The 24,637-nt window shown below is 38.7% G+C and carries 23 protein-coding genes; 19 read left to right on the top strand and 4 right to left on the bottom strand.

Annotation, left to right across the window (positions count from 1 at the left end):
- Positions 1 to 9 precede the first annotated feature (9 nt).
- From smc to gshAB, 4 genes are all read left to right on the top strand, one after another.
- Positions 10 to 3,591, top strand: a complete 3,582-nt coding sequence (gene smc, locus IGL24_RS00675; RefSeq protein ID WP_429968371.1) for a chromosome segregation protein SMC — start codon at positions 10 to 12, stop codon at positions 3,589 to 3,591.
- Between the two features lie 8 nt (positions 3,592 to 3,599).
- Positions 3,600 to 4,409: a Cof-type HAD-IIB family hydrolase gene (locus IGL24_RS00680; protein ID WP_207115355.1), complete on the top strand. Its 810-nt coding sequence runs from the start codon at positions 3,600 to 3,602 to the stop codon at positions 4,407 to 4,409.
- Between the two features lie 12 nt (positions 4,410 to 4,421).
- On the top strand, positions 4,422 to 5,420 hold the full coding sequence (gene ftsY / locus IGL24_RS00685; protein WP_207115354.1) for a signal recognition particle-docking protein FtsY: 999 nt from the start codon (positions 4,422 to 4,424) through the stop codon (positions 5,418 to 5,420).
- 282 nt (positions 5,421 to 5,702) lie between these two features.
- On the top strand, positions 5,703 to 7,988 hold the full coding sequence (gene gshAB, locus IGL24_RS00690) for a bifunctional glutamate--cysteine ligase GshA/glutathione synthetase GshB (RefSeq protein ID WP_207115353.1): 2,286 nt from the start codon (positions 5,703 to 5,705) through the stop codon (positions 7,986 to 7,988).
- A gap of 143 nt (positions 7,989 to 8,131) precedes the next feature.
- Here gshAB and IGL24_RS00695 read toward each other — a convergent pair whose 3' ends face one another.
- On the bottom strand, positions 8,132 to 8,572 hold the full coding sequence (locus tag IGL24_RS00695) for a YueI family protein (protein ID WP_207115352.1): 441 nt from the start codon (positions 8,570 to 8,572) through the stop codon (positions 8,132 to 8,134).
- Positions 8,573 to 8,745: 173 nt separating this feature from the next.
- Between IGL24_RS00695 and IGL24_RS00700 the strand changes: the two genes are divergently transcribed.
- The 4 genes from IGL24_RS00700 to IGL24_RS00715 are packed head-to-tail and all read left to right on the top strand — an operon-like array spanning position 8,746 to position 12,376.
- Complete coding sequence (locus IGL24_RS00700; protein WP_206854549.1) at positions 8,746 to 9,696, top strand: ABC transporter permease; 951 nt, start codon at positions 8,746 to 8,748, stop codon at positions 9,694 to 9,696.
- On the top strand, positions 9,689 to 10,648 hold the full coding sequence (locus IGL24_RS00705) for an iron chelate uptake ABC transporter family permease subunit (RefSeq protein WP_207115351.1): 960 nt from the start codon (positions 9,689 to 9,691) through the stop codon (positions 10,646 to 10,648). Before IGL24_RS00700 ends, IGL24_RS00705 begins: the two co-directional genes overlap by 8 nt.
- Positions 10,645 to 11,400 (top strand): ABC transporter ATP-binding protein, encoded by a 756-nt coding sequence (locus IGL24_RS00710; RefSeq protein ID WP_207699290.1) that lies wholly within the window; start codon positions 10,645 to 10,647, stop codon positions 11,398 to 11,400. Before IGL24_RS00705 ends, IGL24_RS00710 begins: the two co-directional genes overlap by 4 nt.
- Positions 11,401 to 11,422: 22 nt before the next feature.
- Entirely contained in the window at positions 11,423 to 12,376 is a 954-nt protein-coding gene (locus tag IGL24_RS00715) for a siderophore ABC transporter substrate-binding protein (RefSeq protein ID WP_206854539.1), read from the top strand.
- Between the two features lie 184 nt (positions 12,377 to 12,560).
- On the opposite strand, the gene IGL24_RS00720 is transcribed toward IGL24_RS00715, so the two are convergent.
- Positions 12,561 to 12,683, bottom strand: coding sequence for a hypothetical protein (locus IGL24_RS00720; RefSeq protein ID WP_254905451.1), 123 nt, complete (start codon positions 12,681 to 12,683; stop codon positions 12,561 to 12,563).
- Between the two features lie 67 nt (positions 12,684 to 12,750).
- A complete protein-coding gene (locus IGL24_RS00725; protein WP_206854537.1) occupies positions 12,751 to 13,047 on the bottom strand; it encodes a hypothetical protein in 297 nt (98 codons plus the stop codon).
- A gap of 218 nt (positions 13,048 to 13,265) precedes the next feature.
- Here IGL24_RS00725 and IGL24_RS00730 point away from each other — a divergent pair, with 218 nt between their 5' ends.
- The 3 genes from IGL24_RS00730 to IGL24_RS00740 are packed head-to-tail and all read left to right on the top strand — an operon-like array spanning position 13,266 to position 15,166.
- Positions 13,266 to 13,844: a GNAT family N-acetyltransferase gene (locus tag IGL24_RS00730; RefSeq protein ID WP_206854535.1), complete on the top strand. Its 579-nt coding sequence runs from the start codon at positions 13,266 to 13,268 to the stop codon at positions 13,842 to 13,844.
- A 47-nt stretch (positions 13,845 to 13,891) separates the two neighbouring features.
- A complete protein-coding gene (locus tag IGL24_RS00735) occupies positions 13,892 to 14,251 on the top strand; it encodes an iron-sulfur cluster biosynthesis family protein (protein ID WP_207115349.1) in 360 nt (119 codons plus the stop codon).
- An 18-nt stretch (positions 14,252 to 14,269) separates the two neighbouring features.
- Positions 14,270 to 15,166, top strand: coding sequence for a metallophosphoesterase (locus IGL24_RS00740; RefSeq protein WP_207115348.1), 897 nt, complete (start codon positions 14,270 to 14,272; stop codon positions 15,164 to 15,166).
- 246 nt (positions 15,167 to 15,412) lie between these two features.
- On the opposite strand, the gene IGL24_RS00745 is transcribed toward IGL24_RS00740, so the two are convergent.
- On the bottom strand, positions 15,413 to 16,147 hold the full coding sequence (locus IGL24_RS00745; RefSeq protein ID WP_207115347.1) for an MIP/aquaporin family protein: 735 nt from the start codon (positions 16,145 to 16,147) through the stop codon (positions 15,413 to 15,415).
- 422 nt (positions 16,148 to 16,569) lie between these two features.
- On the opposite strand from IGL24_RS00745, the gene IGL24_RS00750 reads away from it, so the two are divergent.
- The 8 genes from IGL24_RS00750 (at position 16,570) to IGL24_RS00785 (ending at position 24,621) form a co-directional block, all read left to right on the top strand.
- The gene (locus IGL24_RS00750) at positions 16,570 to 18,099 is read left to right on the top strand and encodes a helix-turn-helix domain-containing protein (RefSeq protein WP_207699289.1); all 1,530 of its coding nucleotides are present in this window, start codon (positions 16,570 to 16,572) and stop codon (positions 18,097 to 18,099) included.
- Entirely contained in the window at positions 18,089 to 18,310 is a 222-nt protein-coding gene (locus IGL24_RS00755) for a DUF2829 domain-containing protein (protein WP_206854515.1), read from the top strand. Before IGL24_RS00750 ends, IGL24_RS00755 begins: the two co-directional genes overlap by 11 nt.
- Positions 18,307 to 19,068 carry a 3-oxoacyl-ACP reductase gene (locus IGL24_RS00760; protein ID WP_207699288.1) on the top strand — a complete coding sequence of 254 codons (762 nt, stop codon included), beginning with the start codon at positions 18,307 to 18,309 and terminating at the stop codon, positions 19,066 to 19,068. The genes IGL24_RS00755 and IGL24_RS00760 overlap by 4 nt, the downstream gene beginning before the upstream one ends.
- A 29-nt stretch (positions 19,069 to 19,097) precedes the next feature.
- Positions 19,098 to 19,739 (top strand): DUF998 domain-containing protein, encoded by a 642-nt coding sequence (locus IGL24_RS00765; protein WP_207699287.1) that lies wholly within the window; start codon positions 19,098 to 19,100, stop codon positions 19,737 to 19,739.
- Between the two features lie 469 nt (positions 19,740 to 20,208).
- Entirely contained in the window at positions 20,209 to 21,108 is a 900-nt protein-coding gene (locus IGL24_RS00770) for an ABC transporter ATP-binding protein (RefSeq protein WP_207699286.1), read from the top strand.
- A complete protein-coding gene (locus IGL24_RS00775; protein ID WP_207699285.1) occupies positions 21,101 to 22,357 on the top strand; it encodes an ABC transporter permease in 1,257 nt (418 codons plus the stop codon). Before IGL24_RS00770 ends, IGL24_RS00775 begins: the two co-directional genes overlap by 8 nt.
- 151 nt (positions 22,358 to 22,508) lie before the next feature.
- Entirely contained in the window at positions 22,509 to 23,297 is a 789-nt protein-coding gene (locus IGL24_RS00780) for a GNAT family N-acetyltransferase (RefSeq protein ID WP_207699284.1), read from the top strand.
- Positions 23,298 to 23,388: 91 nt separating this feature from the next.
- Positions 23,389 to 24,621 carry a glycosyltransferase gene (locus IGL24_RS00785; protein ID WP_207699283.1) on the top strand — a complete coding sequence of 411 codons (1,233 nt, stop codon included), beginning with the start codon at positions 23,389 to 23,391 and terminating at the stop codon, positions 24,619 to 24,621.
- Positions 24,622 to 24,637 lie beyond the last annotated feature (16 nt).

Consider the following 24,637-nt stretch of genomic DNA (forward strand, 5'->3'; position numbering starts at 1 on the left):
AAAGACTTCGTGTATTTAAAACGCATTGAAATAGCCGGCTTTAAATCGTTTGCAGACAAAACAATCATTGAGTTTGAAAATAGCGTCACAGCGGTCGTTGGACCAAACGGTAGTGGGAAAAGCAATATTACCGAGGCCATCCGTTGGGTGCTAGGAGAACAGTCTGCGAAAAGCCTTCGTGGTGGGAAAATGCCGGATATTATTTTTGCCGGTTCTGATTCTCGCAAACAATTGAATGTCGCTGAAGTAACCGTCGTATTAGACAACTCAGATCATTACTTACCACTAGAATACAGTGAGATCAGTGTCACACGTCGTTACCGTCGAACAGGTGAAAGTGAATTTTTTATCAATAAACAGCCTTGTCGTTTGAAAGACATCCAAGAATTATTCATGGATTCTGGTTTGGGTAAAGAATCTTTTTCGATCATCTCTCAAGGGAAAGTCGAAGCGATTTTTAGTAGTAAACCCGAAGATCGACGTGGGATCTTTGAAGAAGCAGCAGGAGTCTTGAAATATAAACAACGCAAGAAGAAAGCGGAGCAAAAGCTTTTTGAAACAGAGGATAATCTAAGCCGTGTCCAAGATATCATCCATGAACTTGAAGAGCAATTAACTCCTTTGGCCGCCCAGAGTGAGGCAGCTAAGGAGTTTTTACGATTAAAAGAAACATTGACAAAGACAGATATCTCCTTAATGATTGCGGAAATCAAGGCTGCAAAAAAAGAGTGGGATGAACGACAAGTACAATTGGATCAGTTCAATCAATCGTTGACGTCATTAACGACACAGATCCAAACGAAAGAACAATTATTAGCAGACAAACGCAAACAAAACAATCAAGCCGATCGCATGATCGAAAAAAATCAACAAACCTTGTTAGCCTTGTCAGAAAAATTGAAGCAAACCGAAGGACAAAAAGAAGTTTTACTTGAGCGAACGAAGCATACCCAAAAAAGCTCAAAAGAATACCAAGCTTCTCTAGCTGAAGTGCAAGAAAAAGTGGCTCACTTTGAAGACTTACAAGTGACATTGACACAAGAAGTAAGTCAAAAAGAAGCAGAAATCCAACAAGCTGAAAAAGCACTGATGAGTACGCAACAAGAGTTGGAGAAATACCAAAAATCAACGAAAGAACTATTGGCAGAACTACGCGATCAGTATGTCGATTTGATGCAAGAACAAGCGACTGTCGGCAATGAATTGAAATATTTGGAGCGTCAATATATCCAAGAAACTTCTAAAAGCCAACAAACATTAGCCAAACAATCAGAAGTGGAAGCCAATGTAGCAGAAATGTCCGCCAAACAAATCGAGCTGACGAAGCGACATGAAAAACTACAGCACGCATTGAATGAGGCCAAAGCTTCACTTGAAGATGTCCAAACCAAAGGGAAAAAAGCGCAAGATCTGTTAGCTAAAGAACAGCCGAAAATGTATCAACTGATGAATCAAGTCCAACAATTACGGGCACGTCAAAAAAGTCTGCAAGAAATCCAAGAAAATTATTTTGGGTTCTATCAAGGTGTTCGGTTGATCTTACAACAAAAACAACGGCTTTCTGGGATCGTTGGTGCAGTTGCTGAGTTGATCGATGTTCCAGCTGATTATACATTAGCCATCGAAACAGCTTTAGGTGGGTCAGCGCAACATGTCATTGTTGAAAATGAAAGTGACGCACGTCAAGCGATCACTTATTTGAAACAGCAAAAAGGTGGCCGAGCAACGTTTCTACCACTGACGACAATCAAACCTCGCCAACTACCCGCGCATATATTTGCTCAAGCGCAAACAGTTGAAGGGTTTATCGGGATCGCGAGCGAACAAGTGACTTATCCCGAACAGATCCAAACCATCGTTCATAATTTATTAGGGACGATTCTCTTAGCGAAAGATTTAGCAAGTGCCAATGCAATCGCCCAACAGATTCGTTACCAGTATCGTGTTGTCTCATTAGAAGGCGACGTCATGAATGCCGGTGGTTCAATGACTGGTGGAGCGACTAAGCGAGGCAACCAAGGAAGTTTGTTTGCACAAAATCAAGAATTAAAACAATTGACGAGTGAGTTCCAACAAGCAGATCAGGAATTGCAGAGTCAAGAAAAGAAAGTCCAAGCATTACAACAAGAAGTAACGGTTTTAGCAGAAGAACAAGAACGCCTACGGACACAAGGCGAACAGTTACGCTTTGAAGAACAAGAAGTAGCCAATCAACGGCAAAATGTAGCCAACGAACTGACTCGTTTTGAGAAAGAGCAACAAATCTCAAGCTATGAAACACGAGAACTGCAACAATTCATGGAGAACTACCAAAAACAACAAAAAGAGCTTTTGACCAAACAGCAAGAACTCGAAGTACAACGCCAAGAAATCGACACTGAAATCAGTTCATTGAGTCAAGAAAGTGACAAAATGGAAGAACGCCGTGCGCAGATCCAAGAAAAACAAGCGCAAGAACAAGCGTCACTAGCAGTGTTGAAAGAACAATACAATCACTTGCAGATCCAATTACGTGGCGCACGCGTACAAAAAAATGAAGCATTAGCCAAACAAGAAGGATTGGAACAGCAACTACACGCATTAACTGCGGATTTTTCTGATCATGAACTGACAGAAGAGAGTTTAGATCAACGAATCACTGACCTAGCCGCAGAAAGAGATCGCCTAAAAGCTTCTCTGGAAGAAGCAAAAGTGACACGTGAAGAAATGCAAACAGCAATCGATGCACTAGATACCGAACTGTTAGCTGAAAACCGCAAGCAAAAAGGGCTTTTAACAGAGCAATCACAATTAGAGGTACAAAAGAATCGTGCGGAAATGATTTTGGACAATCATTTGAATTACTTGCAAACTGAGTACCAGATGAATTATGAAAAAGCTTGTGAAGCTTATGAAGAAACGACGGATGTAGCAAATAGCCGAGTAGAAGTTGCTTCGTTGAAACAACAAATCGATCGTTTAGGACCGGTGAATCTTAATGCGATCGAACAGTACGAACAAGTCAATGAACGCCATACTTTCCTGGCTGCACAACGTGATGATTTATTATCAGCGAAAGACCAATTGTTCGAAACGATGGATGAAATGGACGATGAGGTACGGACTCGCTTTAAAGAAGTGTTTGAAGCGATTCGCCAAGAATTCAAAATCGTTTTTCCAAATATGTTTGGTGGAGGACGCGCAGAGCTTGTATTGACCGATCCGACTGATTTGTTGCAGACAGGGATTGAGATCGAAGTACAGCCACCAGGGAAAAAACTACAAAGTTTAAGCCTGCTTTCTGGAGGCGAACGTGCCTTGACTGCGATTGCCTTGCTCTTTTCAATCATTCGCGTTTGTCCAGTACCGTTTTGTATTTTGGATGAGGTCGAGGCAGCGTTAGATGAAGCCAATGTCAAACGCTTTGGTCGTTACCTCAGCGAGTTTCAAGATGATACACAGTTTATTGTGGTCACCCATCGTAAAGGGACGATGGTCGCTGCGAATGTCTTGTATGGTGTGACGATGCAAGAGTCTGGGGTTTCAAAAATCGTCTCTGTCCGCATGGAAGATATCAATGAAGAAGGAAGAATGAGCGAAACGAAAGTGTAGGGGACAAAATGATCAAATTAATCGCTATCGATTTAGATGGAACATTATTGAATGAAGAAAAGAAAATCTCGCCTGAGAATAAAGAGGCGTTGACTAAAGCAAAAGCCCAAGGCGTAAAAATCGTCTTATGTACGGGGCGCCCATTAGCTGCGATGGCCCATTATTTACAAGAACTAGGCTTAGTAGAAGAAGGCGATTATAGCATTACCTTCAATGGTGGCTTAGTCCAAAAGAACGATACAGGTGAAATCATCGAGAAAAAAGCGATGGCTGTTTCGGATATCCACCGACTTTATGCGTTGAGCCAAGAGCTAGACTTGCCATTGGACGTTTTGTCGGATAATGTCGTTTTGCAATTACCGAGTGCGCCCAGAAAACAATCATTGTACAATGTTTTAAACAACTTATTGCAATTCCAACCAGCAGAACTAGCTGATATCACGGATGAGTTTGTGTTGAATAAAGCAGTCATTGCCTATGAGCAAGACGAACTAGATACAAAAATCAAGGAAATCCCAAGCGCTTATTATGATTCGTATGAAGTGATCAAAACGCGCAACGTTTTATTAGAGTTTATGCCAAAAGGTGTGACTAAGGCGTATGGTATTTCTTTACTGGCAAAAGATTTAGGTCTTGAACGTAGTGAGATCATGGCAATCGGAGATGAAGAAAATGATCTACCGATGATCGAATACGCAGGGTTGGGTGTTGCGATGGAAAATGCGGTACCTTTTGTCAAAGAAGCGGCTGATCATGTTACGGCAAGTAATATCGAACATGGGGTAGCTCAAGCAATCAAACAATTTGTTTTAAAGTAAAGGAGGTATAATATGGGATTTTTTGATAAGATCAAACGAGCCTTTACTGGTGAAGAAGCACCAGAAGAAGTTGAAGTACAAGAGAAATATGACAAGGGTCTAGAAAAGACCCGTAAAACATTCGGTGAACGAATGAATGAGCTGTTTGCAAACTTCCGTACAGTCGATGAAGATTTCTTCGAAGAGTTGGAAGAAACATTGATCGGTGCGGACGTCGGATTTGAAACAGCGATCAAGATCACTGAAGCCTTACGCCAAGAAGTGAAGCTAAGAAACGCCAAGAAACCGGCAGAGATCCAAAATGCAATCATTGAAAAATTAGTGGAGCTTTATGAGCAAGAAGGAATCGATGAAGTCAACACGTTGAATCTCCAAGAAGAAGGTTTAACAGTGATCCTCTTTGTTGGTGTAAATGGTGTAGGAAAAACCACAAGTATCGGAAAACTAGCGCATCAATACAAAACAGAAGGCAAAAAGGTATTGTTAGCGGCAGCAGATACATTTCGTGCGGGGGCGATCGACCAATTAGTTGTTTGGGGCGAACGTGCGGAAGTCGAAGTAGTTAGAGGAAATGCCGGTGGCGATCCTGCAGCAGTCGTGTACGATGCCATTGAAAAAGCCAAAGAACAGCAAGCGGATATCTTACTCGTCGATACAGCTGGACGTCTGCAAAACAAAGTCAATTTGATGAACGAATTAGAAAAAATCAAGCGAGTGATCCAACGAGAGTTACCGGAAGCACCACATGAAATCTTACTCGTGTTAGATGCGACGACGGGGCAAAATGCCATGGTCCAAGCGAAACAGTTCAAAGAAACGACAGATGTAACGGGGTTAGTTTTAACGAAATTAGACGGTACAGCCAAAGGTGGGATCGTCTTAGCCATTCGTAATGAACTGCACTTGCCGGTGAAATTAGTTGGTCTAGGCGAAGGGATCGATGATCTAGAAGCCTTCGATCCAAATGATTTTGTGATTGGCTTATTCAAAGGTCTATTGAAAGAAGAATAGATAAGTGTGCATTTAGCGAAAGAGTTTGGAACAGAAGTGAGCCATCTCAAAAAAAAGAGAGATTCCATGAATATTATTTATCTGATTTTCGTGGTTTCCTGCTTGTTTTTTGAGAGTTTCCTTTTGTTTCAAGCTCTTTTTTAATTCATTCCAAGTCTTTTTTTTGTAAACTTAGGTGATTTATAAAAAAAACACCCCTTTTTTCTCATTTTCAAACAATTTCATTCTTTTTCTTGGCGGTTTTTACTATAATGAGACATATGAATTGGAGGACATTTAACCATGAACTATAAAGAATTATTACTGCATCCTCGTTCACTGCCGTTTATTAGTCAAGCCCGCTTTGGGATTGAACGTGAAGGCCAACGTGTGAACTTCTCTGGAGAGCTGGCAACAACGAATCATCCTGAGATTTTTGGGGATCGTACGTATCATCCATACATCCAGACAGATTTTAGTGAAACTCAAGTCGAATTGATTACTCCGGTAACGGATTCTATCAACGAACTTTTTAATTATTTAGAAGCAATCTATGACGTCGCTTCACGCTCGATGGCAGATGATGAAATGATCTGGCCATTAAGTATGCCTCCTGCTTTACCTGAAAAAGACGAAGATATCATGATCGCAAAGCTTTCTAATTTCGAAGATGTCTTGTATCGTCGTTATTTGGCAAAAGAATATGGCAAACGCAAGCAAATGGTCAGCGGGATCCATTTTAACTTTGAATTTGGTGATGATCTCCTGCAAGCATTATTTGCGCAACAGGCAGAATTCACTGATTTTGCTGCATTTAAAACAGAATTGTATTTCAAAACAGCTCAGAATTTCTTGCGCTATCGTTGGTTGATCACTTATTTATTCGGAGCATCCCCTCTAAGTGAAGACCACTATTTCGTTGACAAACCGGCACCAGTAGAACCTGTGCGCAGTATTCGCAATAGTTCCTATGGTTATACAAACCATCCGAATGTCAAAGTATCTTATGCTTCTCTGCAACAATATTTGTCTGATATTGAACGAATGGTCGAAGAAGGTAAATTATCTGAAGAAAAAGAATTTTATGCACCAATCCGTTTCCGTGGTGGAAAACGAGTAGCTGATTTGGCGAAATCGGGTATCCGCTATATCGAGTTGAGAAATATTGATTTAAACCCCTATGCACGTGTCGGTATCAGTCAAGAACAAGTGCAATTTTTACAATCGTTCTTATTGTATATGCTATGGACCGAACACGATGTAGCAGTTGATCGCTGGGTCGACGAAGGTGAACAGCTAAATGAACACGTATCGCTAGAAAATCCCGTGACTCAAACTGCTTTTTATGATGAAGGTATCCGTCTTCTTCAAGGGATGAAAGAGATGCTTGTGGCTTTAGGACAAACTGAACGCCTAACAATGATCGATGAAATGATCGAACAATTTGATCATCCAGCTGAAACACTGGCAGGGAAGATTTATCAACAAGCGCAACAAACAAGTCAACATGCGTTTGCCTATGCTTTAGGAAAACAGTATGAAGAAGAAAGCCATGAACGATCCTATCAATTAGCAGGATTTCGTGAAATGGAGCTGTCGACACAAATCTTGATGTTTGATGCGATCCAAAAAGGCATCCAAGTGAAAGTATTAGATGAATCGGACCAGTTTCTACGCTTGCAACACCAAGATCATATTGAATATGTGAAAAATGCCAATATGACAAGTAAAGATAGCTACATCGTCCCATTGATCATGGAAAATAAAACAGTGACTAAAAAAGTTTTAAAGGAAGCCGGTTTCCGTGTACCTGAAGGAGCCGAATTCGATTCGATCGAAGAAGCCTTAACTGCTTATCCACGGTTTGCAGAGCAAGCTTTTGTCATTAAACCGAAATCGACAAATTATGGATTAGGGATCACGATCTTTAAAGAAGGAGCTTCTTTAGAGGATTACCAGGCTGGTTTAGCAATCGCTTTTCGTGAAGATACTTCTGTACTGGTTGAAGCATTTATGCCAGGAACAGAATATCGTTTCTTTGTCATTGACGGCCAAGTAAAAGCCATCTTACTTCGTGTCCCTGCAAATGTTGTGGGTGATGGAAAACGAACAGTAGAAGAGCTTGTTGCTGAAAAAAATCTAGATCCATTAAGAGGAAGTCACCATCGAGCACCATTGGAATTGATCCAGTTAGGCGAACTCGAACAGTTGATGTTAAAAGAACAAGGATTAACGATCCATTCTGTTCCTGCAAAAGATCAAGTCGTGTACTTACGCGAAAATTCCAATATCAGTACAGGTGGGGATTCAATTGACGTGACGGATGAATTTTCCGAAGCATATAAGCAAATTGCACAACAAGCGGTAGAAGCCTTAGGCGCAAAAATCAGCGGGATCGACCTGATCATTCCAGATAAAGATATTGATCCTCAAACAGATGATCAAGCCTATGGCATCATCGAAGCCAACTTCAACCCAGCAATGCACATGCACGTCTATCCATTTGCTGGAAAAGGCAGAAGACTGACGATGAACGTGTTGGAATTGTTGTATCCTGAAGTGATCAAGACACCAAAAGAGACTAAATAAATCGTGAACCCATAGAATAAAAAAATCATCCACATCACTAGACCTATCTAGTTTGTGGATGATTCTTTTATTCTGGCGAATCGACTTCTGGATTCTGACAAGTTTTGATTAGAAACTCCAAGAATCGATTGATCTTTTAGCAATTATTTGAATAATCGGTCCCAAAAGCTTTTTTTCTTTGGTTCTTCTTCTTCTTGTTTCGTTGGATATTTTTCTTCTACGTCAATAACGGGTTCATTCACTGCTTCTTTGGTTGCAATCAAAAGACCAATACTTTCCGGATCTTCAGAAACATAATCGTTTACAACAGTGAATTTCGTTTGATTTTTCGTTGCCAATTGGATGTATTGATTCTGGATATCGAGGGGCAGGGTCCCATTTATCAGAATAAATGCTTCTGGTCGTTTCTCTAGTTCTTCTAGAAACTTTGCTTTGTTTGTCGGGTCATTCATTTCAGCAACGGTCATACTAAGATAGCAACGTTCACGGAAGGTACCTAGGTATTTATGCTGCTCTTCTGGGTTGACCAAAGGCGTGCCATACATTCCTTTGTCCAAATGATTTTTTAATTCATCTGATGCCATCCAATTTACCTCCTTTTGTTCTTTTAAGTCATTATAACATAGCAAGGTTCATCCTTGCGTGCTCCCGAATTTAAAGTGTTTCTTCTTGTTTTACTAAAAAAACGGTTGCTTTTGTTCAACACTTCACTTAGAATAAGAATGAGAATCATTCTCAGTTAGTGAGGTAGAGTAAAATGCGCGTGGGTCGCTTGATTGTTTTGTTAGTTATTTTAAGTATATGTTCGCTGTTTATTGGTGTGTCACGTGTCGAACTAATGGATATTATTCGATTTGAAGGTCAGAGTATGCAATTGTTATTGGCGACGCGTTTTCCTCGGACGATTTGTCTATTACTTGTTGGCGCAACGAGCAGTATTTGTGGCTTGATCATGCAGCATTTGACTCAAAACAAGTTTGTATCACCAACAACAGCAGGGACGATGGATAGTGCCAGATTGGGTATCTTAATGGTGATGCTCTTTTTACCGAATGCCTCTCTTTGGCTTCGTTCAGCAACTGCTTTTTTATTTGCTTTTGCCGGTACACTTTTATTTTTATCTTTTTCACGATTTTTCCCACAAAAAAATCAGTTGATGTTACCTTTGATCGGCGTGATGTTAGGAAATATTATTGGATCTGTTGCGACGTTTTTTGCGTATCAGTTTCAACTAGTGCAAAACATGTCATCTTGGCTGCAAGGCAATTTCGCCACAGTCATGCGGGGAAATTATGAGTTGTTATATGTCACGATTCCGTTATTACTTATTTTAGCTTTTTTTGCGTATCAATTTACGATCGTAGGATTAGGGGAATCTTTTGCAGTGAATTTAGGGATGAATTATCGCAACATGCAATTATTTGGGATCGGCCTCGTTTCTTTAGCCAGTGCGATTACATTGATCATGGTTGGTACCATTCCTTTTCTAGGTGTGATCATTCCGAATATCACCGCAAAGCTTTATGGGGATCAAGTACATAAAACATTGGGTATCACAGCGATTTTTGGAAGTATGTTTTTGCTGATTTGTGATATGATTGCGCGTCTTGTGATTTTTCCTTATGAGATTCCAGTCAGTGTGATCGTGGGGATCATCGGTGGCGTGATTTTCCTTTACTTGTTAGTAAGGGGGCGCAAGCATGGGTAAGAAAATAACTAGTCTATTTTTACTTTTAGTGCTACTCGTGATTGGCGTGTCGATTGGCTATTTGACGATCAATACGTATGGCAACTGGTCGTTTGCTTGGGCGTTGCGGAGTAAGAAAATCATGGCATTCATTTTAGTCGCACTCGCTACAAGTAGTGCGACGGTCAGTTTTCAAACCATCACTCAAAATCAATTTTTGACCCCCTCTGTATTAGGGCTGGATTCGCTCTATGTCCTTGTTCAAACGGTCCTGTTTTTCTTGATCGGTGGCGTGACGATGCTCCAGCAAACAGGTACAAGCTTTTTCTTGATCAACGTAGCATTGATGGTGGGTTTAAGCCAGTTACTGTTTTTCTTTTTGTTACGAAAGGAACAACCTAACTTGTTCTTATTGTTGATGACAGGCATGATCCTAGGCACACTGTTCAATAGCATCAGTACATTTTTACAAGTAGTGATGGACCCAAATGAATATGATTTGTTGCAGGGGAAATTATTTGCTAGCTTTGGAAATGTCCAGACAGGCTATCTCATCCCTGCTGCACTATTGATTGGCTGTTGTTGGTTGTTTCTTTTCTACAAAAGGCATTATCTGGATGTCTTTCATCTAGGAAAGGATCAAGCAACAAATCTGGGGATCGAGACCGAACGTTTTCAGTTTGCGATTCTTTGTTGTGTCAGTTTGTTGACCGGTACAGCAACTGCTTTAGTTGGACCAATCACTTTTCTAGGGTTTATTGTCGCAAATGTCAGTTATCGCTTGTTTGCGACGTACAGACATGGTGTTTTGTTAGTCGGCAGTTTTTTGATTGCGTTCTTATTTTTGACCGGTGGCCAATTGATCGTTGAGCAAGTGTTTGGGTGGAATACGACGGTCAGTGTCGTTGTCGAGTTTACTGGCGGGATTTATTTTATCACGAAATTGATTCGAGAAAGGAAGGAACTAAGATGATCAATTTAAAGATGGTCGATAAACGTTACCAAGGAAAAACAGTCATTGATTCCTTGCAATTAGAAATCTCGGATCAACAATTGACTGCCTTTATCGGTCCTAATGGTGCTGGTAAATCAACGGTTCTATCCATGATCAGTCGTTTGATTCCTAAAGATGCCGGTGAGATCTACTTGGATCACAACGAAGTAAAAGCTTGGAAGTCAAAAGAAATGGCAAAAAAGCTAGCGATTTTAAAACAATCAAATGAGATCAGTATGAAAATCACGGTCGAAGAACTTGTGTCATTTGGACGTTTTCCTTATTCAAAAGGAAAGCTGACTACAAAAGACCATGAAATCATTGAAGAATCACTCCAACATCTAGGGTTAGAAACGATGAAAGACCAAACGATCGACACACTTTCTGGAGGACAACTACAACGAGCGTATATTGCGATGGTTCTTGCACAAGATACAGATTATATTCTATTGGATGAACCACTCAATAATTTAGATATGAATTTTGCAGTACAAATCATGCAAATTTTAAAGCGCCTTGTACAGGAATTAGGAAAAACCATCATCATTGTGTTACACGATATCAATTTTGCGGCGAGTTATGCCGATGAGATCATTGCAATGAAACAAGGGAAATTATTTAGGCAAGGCAAAACAAACGATATCATCAAAAAAGAGGTTTTAGATCAATTATACGAAATGGACATTCGAATCTGTGAAATCGAAGGACGCAGATTTTGTCTTTATTTCTAAAAAAATATGAAGGAGCGTCAAAATGAAGAAAATAGTTTTAGGATTTTTAGTCATGGCATCATTAGGATTAGCTGCATGTGGAAATAACGAAGCACAAACGAGTGAAACAACAGCATCAAGCGCCGTAGCAACAGATTCCAAGTTAACAGTCAAAGATAGTAATGGTGAATCTGTCGAAGTGCAACAAAACCCTGAGAAAGTCGTGGTATTCGATAATGGCTCTCTAGATACATTGGATGCGTTAGGTGTGGGAGATAAGGTAGTAGGTGCTGCAACCAAAAATCTTCCTGCGTACTTAGAAAAATATCAAGAAGTTGAATCTGCGGGGGGCATCAAAGAACCTGATTTGGAAAAAATCAATGAGATGCAACCAGATTTGATCATTATTTCAGGTCGTCAAAGAGATTATCAGGAACAATTGAGCCAGATCGCTCCAACGTTATTCTTGGCGCTGGATTCAGAAAAACCTTGGGAATCAATGCAAGAAAATGTGACAACATTAGGAAAAATCTTCGATAAAGAAACAGAAGCAGATGAAAAATTAGCAGATCTTAACGAAAAAATCACTGAAGTAAAAGAAAAAGCAAGCGCGCTTGATCAGACAGCTTTAGTCACTTTAGTCAATGAAGGCCAGCTTTCAGCTTACGGATCAGGTTCACGTTTCGGATTAGTTCATGATTTATTTGGCTTTAAACAAGCAGACGATCAAATCGAAGCATCTACGCATGGTCAAAGTGTTTCTTACGAATATGTTTTAGAGAAAAATCCTGGAATTTTATTTGTGATCGACCGTACGCAAGCAATTGGTGGAGACACAAGCAACGATAACGTCGCTGCGAATGAATTAGTGGCGCAAACAGATGCCGGTAAAAATGATCAAGTGATTTCATTGCAACCAGATGTCTGGTATTTGAGCGGTGGTGGACTTGAATCAATGAATTTAATGATTGAAGACGTGAATCAAGCGTTAAAATAACTCTCCAGTGAATAACTAAGAAAATGAACCTGGGACATTAGAGCCCTTGTACACTCTAAAACTGAATAAAAGGTGAATCAGAAGTAGCTCCTATAGAAATAAGCGTGTCCCCCAAAAAATTTGAAGAACAATTTTCGGGGGACACGCTTATTTCTCGGAGCTGAGGATTTCTGTACAACTTCATTTAATGGGTGATTGTTTGATCGTTAGGAAAATCCAGTGTCAGGGTAAATTCATTATCAACTTCATACGGGTCGATTCGCGGTGTTGGGTCATGGAAGAAGTGAGCAAGCCATTGTCGAAACATAAGATCGCCTCCTTTGATTTGACTCAAGGATACAAGGCGAACCTTAGAGAAAGCTTAAAGCTTAAATTTAAGCGTGTGTTTCAGCTAATGGTTGATAATTAACGATTTTGACTTGACGATAAAAGTCAGCTGGTAGTTTTGTCCAGCGTTTCAAGAGCTGATAAAAATAGCTTTCTTCTGCTTTGATTTTGTATTCACTTAGAATCAAGCCAAAGTAATTTGGTTTCTTCTTCGCTAATTTATGATAGATCGACAGTGCTTTTTCTTTGTCTTCATCAACGAATAATGTTTTCACTTCGATGTATGAACCTTCAATATTTTGTGTTTCTTCAATAAAGTAAATACTCTTTATATACTCTGCCATCTTCTTATCCTCCTGTACTCATTTACTTGATAAAATAACTTTACAGAAAAATTGTTAATAAATCGTGAACAAAAAATTATTCTTTTTCAGGGATTGTTTAAGTTTTTTCGCTTTTTTATGTATGAAATGTTATTTTAAGACAAAGTTAAGATTTAGCTTGCTTCTTTTCGTGAACTTCGATAAAGTAATTTAAAACAATTGAAAAGGTAGGGATGCACATGGAATTATTGATCAATCGAAACTTGGTATTTGCTGAAAATCGTGTGATAGAAACGGAACGTTTAATTTTAAGACCAGTTGCACTAGAAGATTCAGAGGATATATTTGAATATGCCCATGATGAAGAAACATGTCGCTTCGTTTTCCCTCGCCATCAGTCAATTGAAGATACAAAAATCAATGTGGCCAATTTTTTTATGACGGCACCACTTGGGAAGTATGCCATTGAATGGAAAGAAAACGGGAAGATGATCGGTACGATCGATTTGCGGATACAAGAAGGCGATGATACGGGTGAACTAGGTTATGCGTTAAATAAAAAGTATTGGGGAAAAGGAATCATGCCAGAAGCCGGAAAAGCCCTAATTGATCTTGGTTTTGAAAAGATGGGACTCGTAAGGATTTTTGCTTATTATAATATAAAAAATAGTAAATCAGGTCGAGTGATGGATAAGCTAGGGATGAGAGAAGAAGCTGTGATCCCTGATGCGAAACGCGAAAAAGGAGAACTCATTTCAATGGTTCTTAAAGGAATTACCCAAAAAATGTGGTTAGAAAGTAAACAAAAAACAAGTTAGTTGCAACTTCATGCAAAAATCATTAAGCTGAAACTGAGGTGATTAAGATGGAATTTATCGTATCAAAAGAAGCAGAAGAACTGCTTCGTAGAAAAGTGAATGAGAATGAACAATTATTGCTGGATGTAGAAGACGGAGATGGACCATTTTCAAATAGCCGAATCACTTGCCAAATCGATACTTCTTTTCGTCTGATTATTGTAAATAAAGAGACATCAGCAGATTTGAGCTTATATTCTGAAGTAGTTGATACTCAAATGGGACCAATAAAAATCAAGAAAAGTGCGTTAGTTTATTTAGATAATCCGACAACTTTAGCGGTAGAACCAACTTACAAGAGTCTACAACTAAAAGGTCCTGGAGGAATCATCAAAAACAATGTTCAAATCGTTACATCAAATATTTAAGATTTAGAAGGAAAACGTATGGGGAATTTAGCAATCATCAGTGACTTACATGTCGATATCAATCAATTTGGTGAGGCTGAATTACTGATTTTATGGAACGTCTTACAACAAAAAAAGATTACTCGGCTACACTTGGCTGGTGATACTGCCAATAAAGTAGATCGCTGTGTCGCTGTCGCTGAATTTTTTGCAGAGCGGCTACCTACGACTTTTCACTTTGGGAATCATGAGTTAGCCGATGTCACTGGTGAAGCGATGATCAGTCATTTTCCAGATGCGCATTTTTTGAATGAACGCTATATCCCACTAAACGAAGATACCGTATTATTAGGTATCAACGGTTGGTATGATTACCAATTTTCAGAAGAAACAGACGTGAATAAAATCGTTCGGATGAAGCGTTTATACTGGTATGATCGTTTGATCGAACGAGAAGGCACGGATCTAGAAGTGAATGAACGAGTATTGGAAGTGACAAGATCCTTATTGGATACTTTGCGTAAAAAGAATTTAAATGTGATCTTATCGACGCATTTTGTTCCGAAACAAGAGTTCATTGTTTATCAAAATGCTCCTTATGAACGGTGGAACCAACTTAATGCATTCTTAGGATCAGCTTCATTTGGGCAATTACTGGATCAATATGACAATCTTCAACAAGTCGTGTTTGGCCATACGCATCGGCGATTTGAGGATAAATCCCTTCAAGGAACGACGTATAGTTGTCGTCCTTTTGGCTATTATTACGAATGGCAATTGACGCGGGATTTTATCAACGAATACCAATTGATTGATCGCTACAACCCAATGAAATTGCGTGTATTATTGCGCACCCATCGTCCAGAATTTAAGGAGTATCAATTGCAACATTTAAAACAAGAGTTTGAACAAGCGTTAACAGTGATTGCTTACTGAAAATGTGAAGCCCCCTAAGTGTCATCGAAACTGACACTGGGGGCTTTTATGTATTTTTGGTTTTACTTCATCAGTCATCCCATTCATCGTTGATCTCAGCTACCTTATTCTGCCAATCCTACTATCTACCTGTTGCGTTCTGTCAACTGGCAGTTGCAAGAGTGGTTTTTAAGCTTGAAATCAACAAAAAACGGAAATCTAAGGAATTGCTTCCAAAGATTTCCGTTTTTACAGTACGCATTCATTTTATGCCATAAATAATGCTTTGTAGAGAAAGACTGCTACGATACCGGCACAAATCGGTGCGACAACTGGTACCCAAGCGTAACCCCATTGTGAAGAACCTTTATGTTTCAATGGTAACAACGCATGAACCAAACGTGGCGCAAAGTCACGAGCGGGGTTCAATCCAGGACCAGTAGGGCCACCTAGTGAAGCGACCAATGTCCAAACTAAGAAACCAAGAGCCAAATGAGCTGTTCCTAAGTTATCTTGGAAAAATGGTGCTTTTGTGATACCTAATGCGCCAAAGAATAAAACGAATGAACCGAAGAACTCATTGACGAAACCGTTGAATTTAGAACCAACGCTGTTGATCGTAGAGAAAGTACCTAATACATGATTCACGTCTTCTGTTTGATCGTAATAAGGTTTGTAACAAGCGACAACGATCAATTGGCCAAGAGCCGCTCCAAGTAGTTGAGCGACGATATAAGGTACGACTTCTGCCCAAGGGAATAACCCATTAGATGCTAAAGCAATCGTAAATGCCGGATTGATATGATTTCCGCTGATTCCGCCAAAAATCATTGCTGGCATCATAACCCCAAAACCATAGCCGACCGCAATCAGCATCCAGTCACTGCCATATCCTTTTGTTCCTTTTAAGTCTACGTTTGCAACAGCACCATTACCTAAAACGATCAATAATGCTGTACCAAGTAGTTCCGCCGCAAGACGGGTCATAAGTGAATAATCCATAATACCCTCCATCAATTTATTGAAATATAAAAAAGAAACAGCAACACAAGTGGGTGAAGTGTTCCGTAAGAGGTGTATTTCTGTTGTCGTGATAAGTGCAAAATAAAAAATGACTTCTTTATGCAAAGAAATCCGAACAACAGGTGATACATTGATAAAACCCTATGACACAAAACACCAACCCTAACTATAAATATATCAAAAAAAAATATCGATTTTTATCAAATAGTGTCGGTGGTAATCTGCATTTTTTGAAAAATTTCAGAAAAATATCGATATGCCAATGGAAACGAAAATGTATGGAACCAATCAAAGGCAGAACTATCCTTAATTGCTTCCTTCCTTTGGTAGTGCATCTGTTTGGATGTTTAGACAACGATTATATGCTACAATGAAGGAAATACGATCAAGGGGTGAAGTTGTTGTATTTGTCTTCTGAGTACTTAAAACGTTTTGACAAAGACTTATATTACAAAGTGCTCTTGCTCGAAAGCTTTGAAGATCAAGCAGGGCATACAGCTGTTCAACTTGCGCAAAAACTTCAGTTAGACGCGCGAAGTGTGTCTAAATATTTAAATGAATTGAGCAAAAACTATCATAGATTCAGTGGGAAAAATCAAGATTTATTTACAAAGAATAATCGCTCAGGTTATCATTTTTATCCTTCATTGGATCCCATTGAACGTGAACGCTTTTTGATTTATCTCGTGCAAAGTACGCTAAAGTATCAGCTGTTGCACGACATTTTTTTTGAAGAATTCCACACGCTCTATCAATTTGCCCAAAAGCATTATATCAGTGAGTCAACTGTTCATCGGAAAATCAATGAATGGAAAGAACAGTTTTCTGGATATGGCATCCAACTAAAAAGGGGAAGCTATATCGCATGCGGGGAAGAAGAAATCATTCGACTATATCTACATATGACTTTTTGGCAATTGTTTCGTGGAAAAGTTTGGCCTTTTGAAACGATTCCGCAAGAAGATGTGAAGCAAATCGCTGAACAAATTTTACTGTTTTTTGATGTGCGTTTGCATGAAATCAAAAAGCGGCGATTAGAGTATATGTTAGGAGCGTTTTTCTTACGCAAATCCCAAAAACATTATGTGGTTTTGAATAAGAAAAAGCGTGATTTGATTGAAGAAAATCCACTATTTAAAGCGTTCTGTCAATGGATGGAGCCTTTCTTACCCAACTATTTTCAAGCGAAAGAAGAATTAGGGGCGCTATTTCTCGTATTGATGACTCGGGAAGAATATTATCAAGCACCAATGATCCGTCAGCAGTTCTTCACTTTTCATCAACAACAACAAACGCCTCCTTTTACAGCTTTAATAGAAGCAAAAAAGGCGGTAAGTACGTATTATCAAGAGCAAAAACTAGAAGAAGAACCATTTACAAAAGAAGCAGAGAACTATTTATTCAGTAGTCACCTATTTGCTTATTTATTCCCTCAAGCGAAAGAAATGATTGATGAGAACGGTAACGATTTTAGTAGGCATTTAGTGATTGAAAATGGGTCGTTGAAACAGTGGTTGCGGAATTTTTTCAACAAAGAAAAGCAACATTCAGACGAGTGGGTCTATGAAAACGAGACATTTTTAATGCGAAGATATTTAACTGTGTTAAAAACAATGCGTGTGTTCAATCGACAATTGCCCAAGGTCACTATTTTATTGATGACGGATTTCCCTCTTTTTGAAGAAGAATTACTAAAAGAAAAACTAAGACAATTCTTCAAAGAAGAGTACCAGTTGTCATTTTTGCCAGCGGATTATCGTGGAAGAGAGGTTGATCTGTTACTGTCCACAAGTAAGGTCCATCGCAAACCTTGGGCGGACTTAGATTACTTTATCGTGACCGCTGACCTTGAACTCTCGGATTATATCCGATTATTTGATAAAATCAAAGAAATCCAAATAAAGAAAGCGAGAAAAAAACATGACATTTGAAGAAGTATTACCCAAGTTGAAAACAGGTGCGAAAGTCATTCGAAAAGGCTGGAGCGGATTTGAATTATATGTAGTTCTTGTATCAGGCGATGAATTTGATGGGTGTCCAGTCACGCCTTATTTTCTGATCAAAACAAGTGATGAAGGATTTTCAAGCTTCGCGCCAACCGTTTGTGACATTCTAGCAGAAGATTGGATGATCGTTGAATGACGAATCATTATCCTGATTTAGCGAATCAAGTCGTCTTTGTGACAGGCGCAGCGCAAGGGATCGGTGCTGCGCAAGCAGAAGCTTTTTTAAACCAACAAGCGGTCGTGTTTGGAGTGGATTTGAAATTAGGACGTATGGAAGAACTAGCTACAAAATACCCTGAGCATTTTGTTCCATTTATCGGTGACATTTCGCAAAAAGAAGTGATTGAAAAAGCGGTCATGACTTGCCGTGAAACAGTCGGGACCATTACTATTTTGTTGAACACCGCAGGGATTCTTGATGATTACAAGCCTTTGTTAGAAATAGAAGAAACACTTTGGGATCGAATCTATGAGGTCAACGTGAAAAGCTTGTTTCGACTAACAAAACAAGTATTGCCGGATATGTTAGAAAAGCAAACAGGTACGATTATCAACATGGCCTCGATTGCAGGTATGGTAGCTGGTGGTGGCGGAATCGCCTATACGAGTGCGAAGCATGCAATCATCGGGTTTACGAAACAATTAGCTCTTGATTATGCGGCTCAAGGGATCCGCGTAAAAGCCATCGCACCAGGAGCTATCCAAACACCAATGAATGCGGCTGATTTTGCAGGCGATGGAGAGATGGCAAAATGGGTGGCAGAAGAGACACCTGTCAAACGTTGGGCGCAACCAGAAGAAGTGGCAGAATTAACGTTGTTTCTTGCGACGCCTCAAGCGAGTTATATCCATGGGGCAGTCGTCCCAATCGATGGCGGTTGGCTGCTTAAATAGTAATAAACAGAATAAGTGGGGGTGAAAGGATGAAAGGGCTCAACTGGTTGATGCCTCTTGGAATGGTCAGTGTAGTGGCATATGTTTTACATGTCTTTCTTGGTCAACACCTTTGGAAAACCTATGATCCAATCACCACAGACATTAGCTCGTTAACCGCAGTCGATGCACCAAATGCGGAATTATTGAATGCAATCCTGCTTGTTTATGGATTATGCTTTTTACTTTTCGTCGTTGGAATGGTCGTGAAATCAGTTGAAAAGTATCATTGGTTGACCCGAATCGGTTATCTGCTCTTTCTTGTGATGGCAATTACCACGGTGGTGGGGTATAAACTATTTCCACTGACCGGCGACAAAACGGAGATGAATTTTCAAAATATGATGCACATCATCGTGACGATCATTGTCGTATTCACTACCATTTCCGCCCTCTTCCTGATGGGTTTTGGCTACCTTAAACAAGAAAAACTATCAACGTTTGGAAAAATCTGTATAGCAACTGCTACATTGATTACTCTATTTGGGGCATTGAATCCAATTGGCATGGCACAAGGCTGGAATATTTTAGGATTGACAGAACGAATGGTGATTTTTCCACTGCAAGCATTTGTTTTTTTCCTGTCTTATATCTATACAACAAACAATAAGCTGATAGTGAGCGACGAATAATGTCCCAGACACATAATAGGAATAGTTAAGCGAAAGGTAAAGCTATTTTGCATAAGAAATAAGGAAACCTAGGATAAAAACTAGAGAATGTTCTGGTTTTTATCCTAGGTTTATTTCTGACGAAGAAATCGTATATATCTTAAATTACTGAATAACCCTTCATTTTTATCTATAACAAAAAAATAAAATAACGAAAGTTATGTGTTTTTGTGTGATAAAAAACGTTTGTTTTCATATGTTTCGAAAAAAATGAATGGAAATAAAATTACATTTTAGTTATAATTGAATGATAAATGAATAATATTATAACGGTTTATTCCTACAAGTAAGCGTAAGTACCAGTCAAGAAGAGTTGAAATCATTTTTAAACCAAACAACTGTGTGTAGATTAACGGAAACCGTATAAATAACTATCTCATTTTTTATGTATGCGATTTCTTTATGGAATGTGCATAGAGGGAGGATTTGCATGTTAGAAGTGAATAATTTAGTAAAGACTTTTGGGAATTACACAGCAGTGGATCAAGTATCCTTTCAAATTCCCCATGGGAAGATCATGGGTTTGATCGGGCAAAACGGAGCTGGGAAAACGACGACTTTTCGTTTGATTTTAGATTTTTTGACACAAGATCAAGGAGAGGTTTTATGGAATGGACAACATTTAAGTGAAAAAGACTATGATGTGATTGGCTATTTGCCAGAGGAACGCGGACTTTATCCAAGGGTATCAATCCAAGAACAGTTGATTTATTTTGCCTCACTTCGAGGGAAAACCAAAAAAGAAATCGAACCTAAAATCGATTTTTGGATGGAGAAATTCCAAGTGAAAGGAAAGAAAACAGATAAAGTAAAATCGTTGTCTAAAGGAAATCAACAAAAAGTCCAACTGATTGCTACATTGATCCATGAACCTAAATTGATCATTCTAGATGAACCATTCAGCGGCTTAGATCCAGTCAATTCAGAGTTATTAAAAGATGGGATCATCGAATTGAAAGATAAAGGTTCAAGTGTCATCTTTTCAAGTCATAATATGGACAATGTGGAGAAGATTTGTGATCATTTGATCATGTTACGGAATGGAAAAATGGTTTTAGATGGCAAAGTCCATGAGATCCGTGAAGCCTTTGGGCGTACAAAGCTGTTTCTTGAATCAGATCTTTCGAAAGAAGAGATTGAAGAAATCAGTGGCGTACAACAAGTCAATATGCGTGAGGACCAATCTTTAGAAATCACATTAGAAGATCCAGAAGTAGGTAAAGAAATTTTCGCTCGTGCCATGCAATCTGGCTATATCCCAATGTTCAATCAACAACCACCAACATTGGAAGAAATATTTAAAATGAAAGCGGGTGAGCTCGGTGCGTAAATTTTGGATTATTGCAAAAGATGTTTATTGGAAAAATGTCAAAACGTTCTCCTTTCTCATCATGATTCTAGTTCCGTTTTTTACCATGGGAATCAGTTATGTTGCAAGTACGTTTGCACAACGAACTGGTGAAATCAATCGTATAGGAATCGTAGCAGACAATGAGGAAATTTCTCAGTATCTGGAACAAATCAAGTCGGATGATTTTGAATTTGAAGCAGTAGAGACTAAACAAGCAGGTGAAGAGAAGTTAGCAGACGAGCAGTTAGATGCGTATATGATCATTTCAACTGAAAATAATACCGTTTCTGGAGAGTTGTTCAGTGAGAATTCATTAGGACAAGTGACTCAAGTCATAATCCAACAGCAGTTGAATGGCATCCAATCGATGATTCGTGCGACAAACTTAGGTGTAACGCCTGAAGAAGTTGCTCAACTAAGTCAGCAGGCAACATTTACTCGGCAAAAAGTCAGCTTTGACGAGAATGGTGAAATGATGATCGGAGAAGATCATTCGCGAGTCCAAAATATAGTCAGTTCGATTGTTAGCGTGTTCTTGCTTCTTATTATCATGACTTATTCACAAATCATTGCGCAAGAAATTGCTTCTGAAAAAGGAACAAGAATCATGGAAGTCATATTATCGAGTACTACGGCACAAAAACATTTTTATGGAAAATTGACAGGAATCTTACTTGTGGCACTCACGCAAATGGGATTGTATGCCATTATTTTTGGATTTGGCTATACGCAGTTCAAAGATATGGAGATCGTCCAAATGTTTTTAGCAGATGTATCCTTGGAGATGTTCTTTGGACCATTCCTATGGTATGTACTACTATTTATGTTTTTAGGTATTTTGATCTATTCTATTTTAGCGGCTCTTTGCGGTTCGTTAGTCAATAAAGCAGAGGATACAGCAAAAGCAATCGTTCCTGTGACGTATCTTTCTATTGGTGGCTATGGATTAGGGGTGATGCTAGCTGTAATTGATCCGAGTAATATCGTTCTTCGCATCACGTCTTATATTCCATTTCTTTCGTCATATATCATGCCGATTCGCTTGGCAAATGAAACAGCGCAGAATATGGAGGCTTGGATTTCATTGATCATCCTGCTTGTAGCGACATTAGGACTGATGTTCTTTTCTGCCACAATGTATAAATCCAATGTCTTGGTCTATAGTGAAGGTGGGATTTGGAGTTCCTTGAAACAATCGATTTCCATCATGCGAAATGAGAAAAAATAGTAAATATAATGACATATGAAAAACAAGCCAGATTCCTCAGAATACGCTGATGAATCTGGCTTGTTTGCAAAAAAGACAGCTAAGGACGAGAAGTATTTAACTAGATAAAAAAATTCTGGTAATAGAAAAGTAAATTTTAGGAGAGTAAAAAATGTTAAGAACAATGAATGACCGACAAGTGAAGCAATGTGAGAAATACTATACAAAATGTATGGCAGATGAAAAAAAAGAAGGAAAAGTGATTCGATTTACAGATGAGCGATTACTAGATATGTATGACCTAAATTTCACGTTGATCGCTGAAAGTGATTCCCAAGAGGAGTTGTTGGATATCATCGAACGGGAAGTGTTGCTTAGAAAAGAACAAAAGCATTCATTTTGTAAAATCCAAATATATTTTCAACTCAACAGTGAGCAGTTAGCACAAGTTGAACAACAAGTTGAAATAGAAACAGATGGTTTTTATTTGTTTGATTTGTCTAAATTTGATCATATCCGCTCAAGAACAGACTGTAAAGTAATAAAAGTCACGAATCTTTCGCAATTAAAAGAAAAATTGATGATTGAGTTAGAGGACGAAACGGACCCAGATTACATGGCTTTTGTAGAAAATAAACAAAAACGCAAAGAAGAAGTTTATTTGAGTGAAGGCAAAATTAATACGTATCTTTGTTATGATGAGACAAATCAAGTGGTGGGCAGTTGTGATTTGTTTATTCATCAAGGGATAGCAAAAATTGAAGATTTCCACATCATTTCTGAGGAACAGCGCAAAGGGTATGGCACGACGTTGATCAAAGAATTAATGAAGGATGCCATAGAACAAGGAGCTACCAAGGTTTATCTAGTAGCGAATGAAGACGAAACAGCAAAAGAGATGTATTTAAAACTTGGGTTTGAAAAAATCGGAGAACAGCAGGGGATCTTCTTTCAATGGTAGTTAGGTAAAATAAGTTTCACTTTACTACCGATTGATTTTACTGATTCGTCAAGTATTACTATAGCTACTAACTTGTTATTGGAGAGAATAAATGGAGACAATCGTATTTGCCCCAGCAACATTCAATTTAGCGGAAACAACAAGAATGATTGAGGTAGCAAATAATTTAAAAGACGCGGGGTATTGTATTTTTTTTGGATTTTCTAAAACTTATAAGCATCTAATAGAGGATGCAGGATTCACTTTTTATTTATTAAAACCTATATTTACCTTGGAACAAGAGAAACAAATAATCAAAGTAGATCAAATGAGGTCCATCAGACATCCATTTACGTTTAAAATCGTTCAGGAACGAATAGAAAATGAGTTGGCTTTCTATCAGAAGAAACAGCCTAAAGTGATTGTCACAGGAACGAATATCACTGCTTTTTTATCCGCTAGAATCTATAAAGTACCACTGATATATATCAAACCTTTTGCGTTGACAAGAGAGCAACTATCTTTGTATGATGCACCTGCACCTCATCAACTGACACAAAAAATAATTCCAACCAACTTCATTTGGTCAATCTGCAAAAAAATATTCCTTCATACAAAATGGAAACCTTATGCACTAAAGCGTGTAGCCAAAAAGTATGGTTTGACACTTCCAAAATATACGATTGACTTATTATCGGGTGAGTTGGATTTGCTCACGACGCATCCAACCTTTATTTCTGAAGTACCCTTATCAAAAAATATGCGTATAGTAGGTCCCATTTATGCTCGATTCGATTTAGAAATACCTGATTTCATCAAAAAGGTGATTCAAGTTGCGAAAGCGAATAAAGTGAAAGTGATCTATGTATCTATGGGGAGTTCAGGGAACAAAAAAATGATCTTAAAACTTTTGAATATTCTTAACAGATTGGATTGTGTCGTGATAGCACCAGTAAAACACTTCATAACAGGAGATTCTAATGAAAATAATTTTGGTAAGAATATCTATTTGACAGAGTTATTACCAGCACATCTGATTTCAAAAGAAGTTGATCTTTCAATCATCCATGGCGGAGAGGGAACTATCCAAACGGCATGCACATCAGGTAAGCCATTTATTGGTGTCGGACTTCAATATGAGCAAGAATTGAACATTCGCTATTGTGAACAATTCGGGAATGCATTGTCTGTACGTCCAAATGAAATAAAGTATCATAAAATAGTAACTACGCTTCAAAAAATTTCTTCCAAGAGATATAGCCAAAAAGCAATCGAAATGAAGACACTTATGACGATCGATGGTGCAAAAAATGCAGCAGAGATCATTAAGGCAGAATATCTCTGAAATAAGTAGAAAAAAA

The organism is Enterococcus sp. DIV2371, from assembly GCF_050498525.1.
Lineage (GTDB): Bacteria > Bacillota > Bacilli > Lactobacillales > Enterococcaceae > Enterococcus_B > Enterococcus_B mangumiae.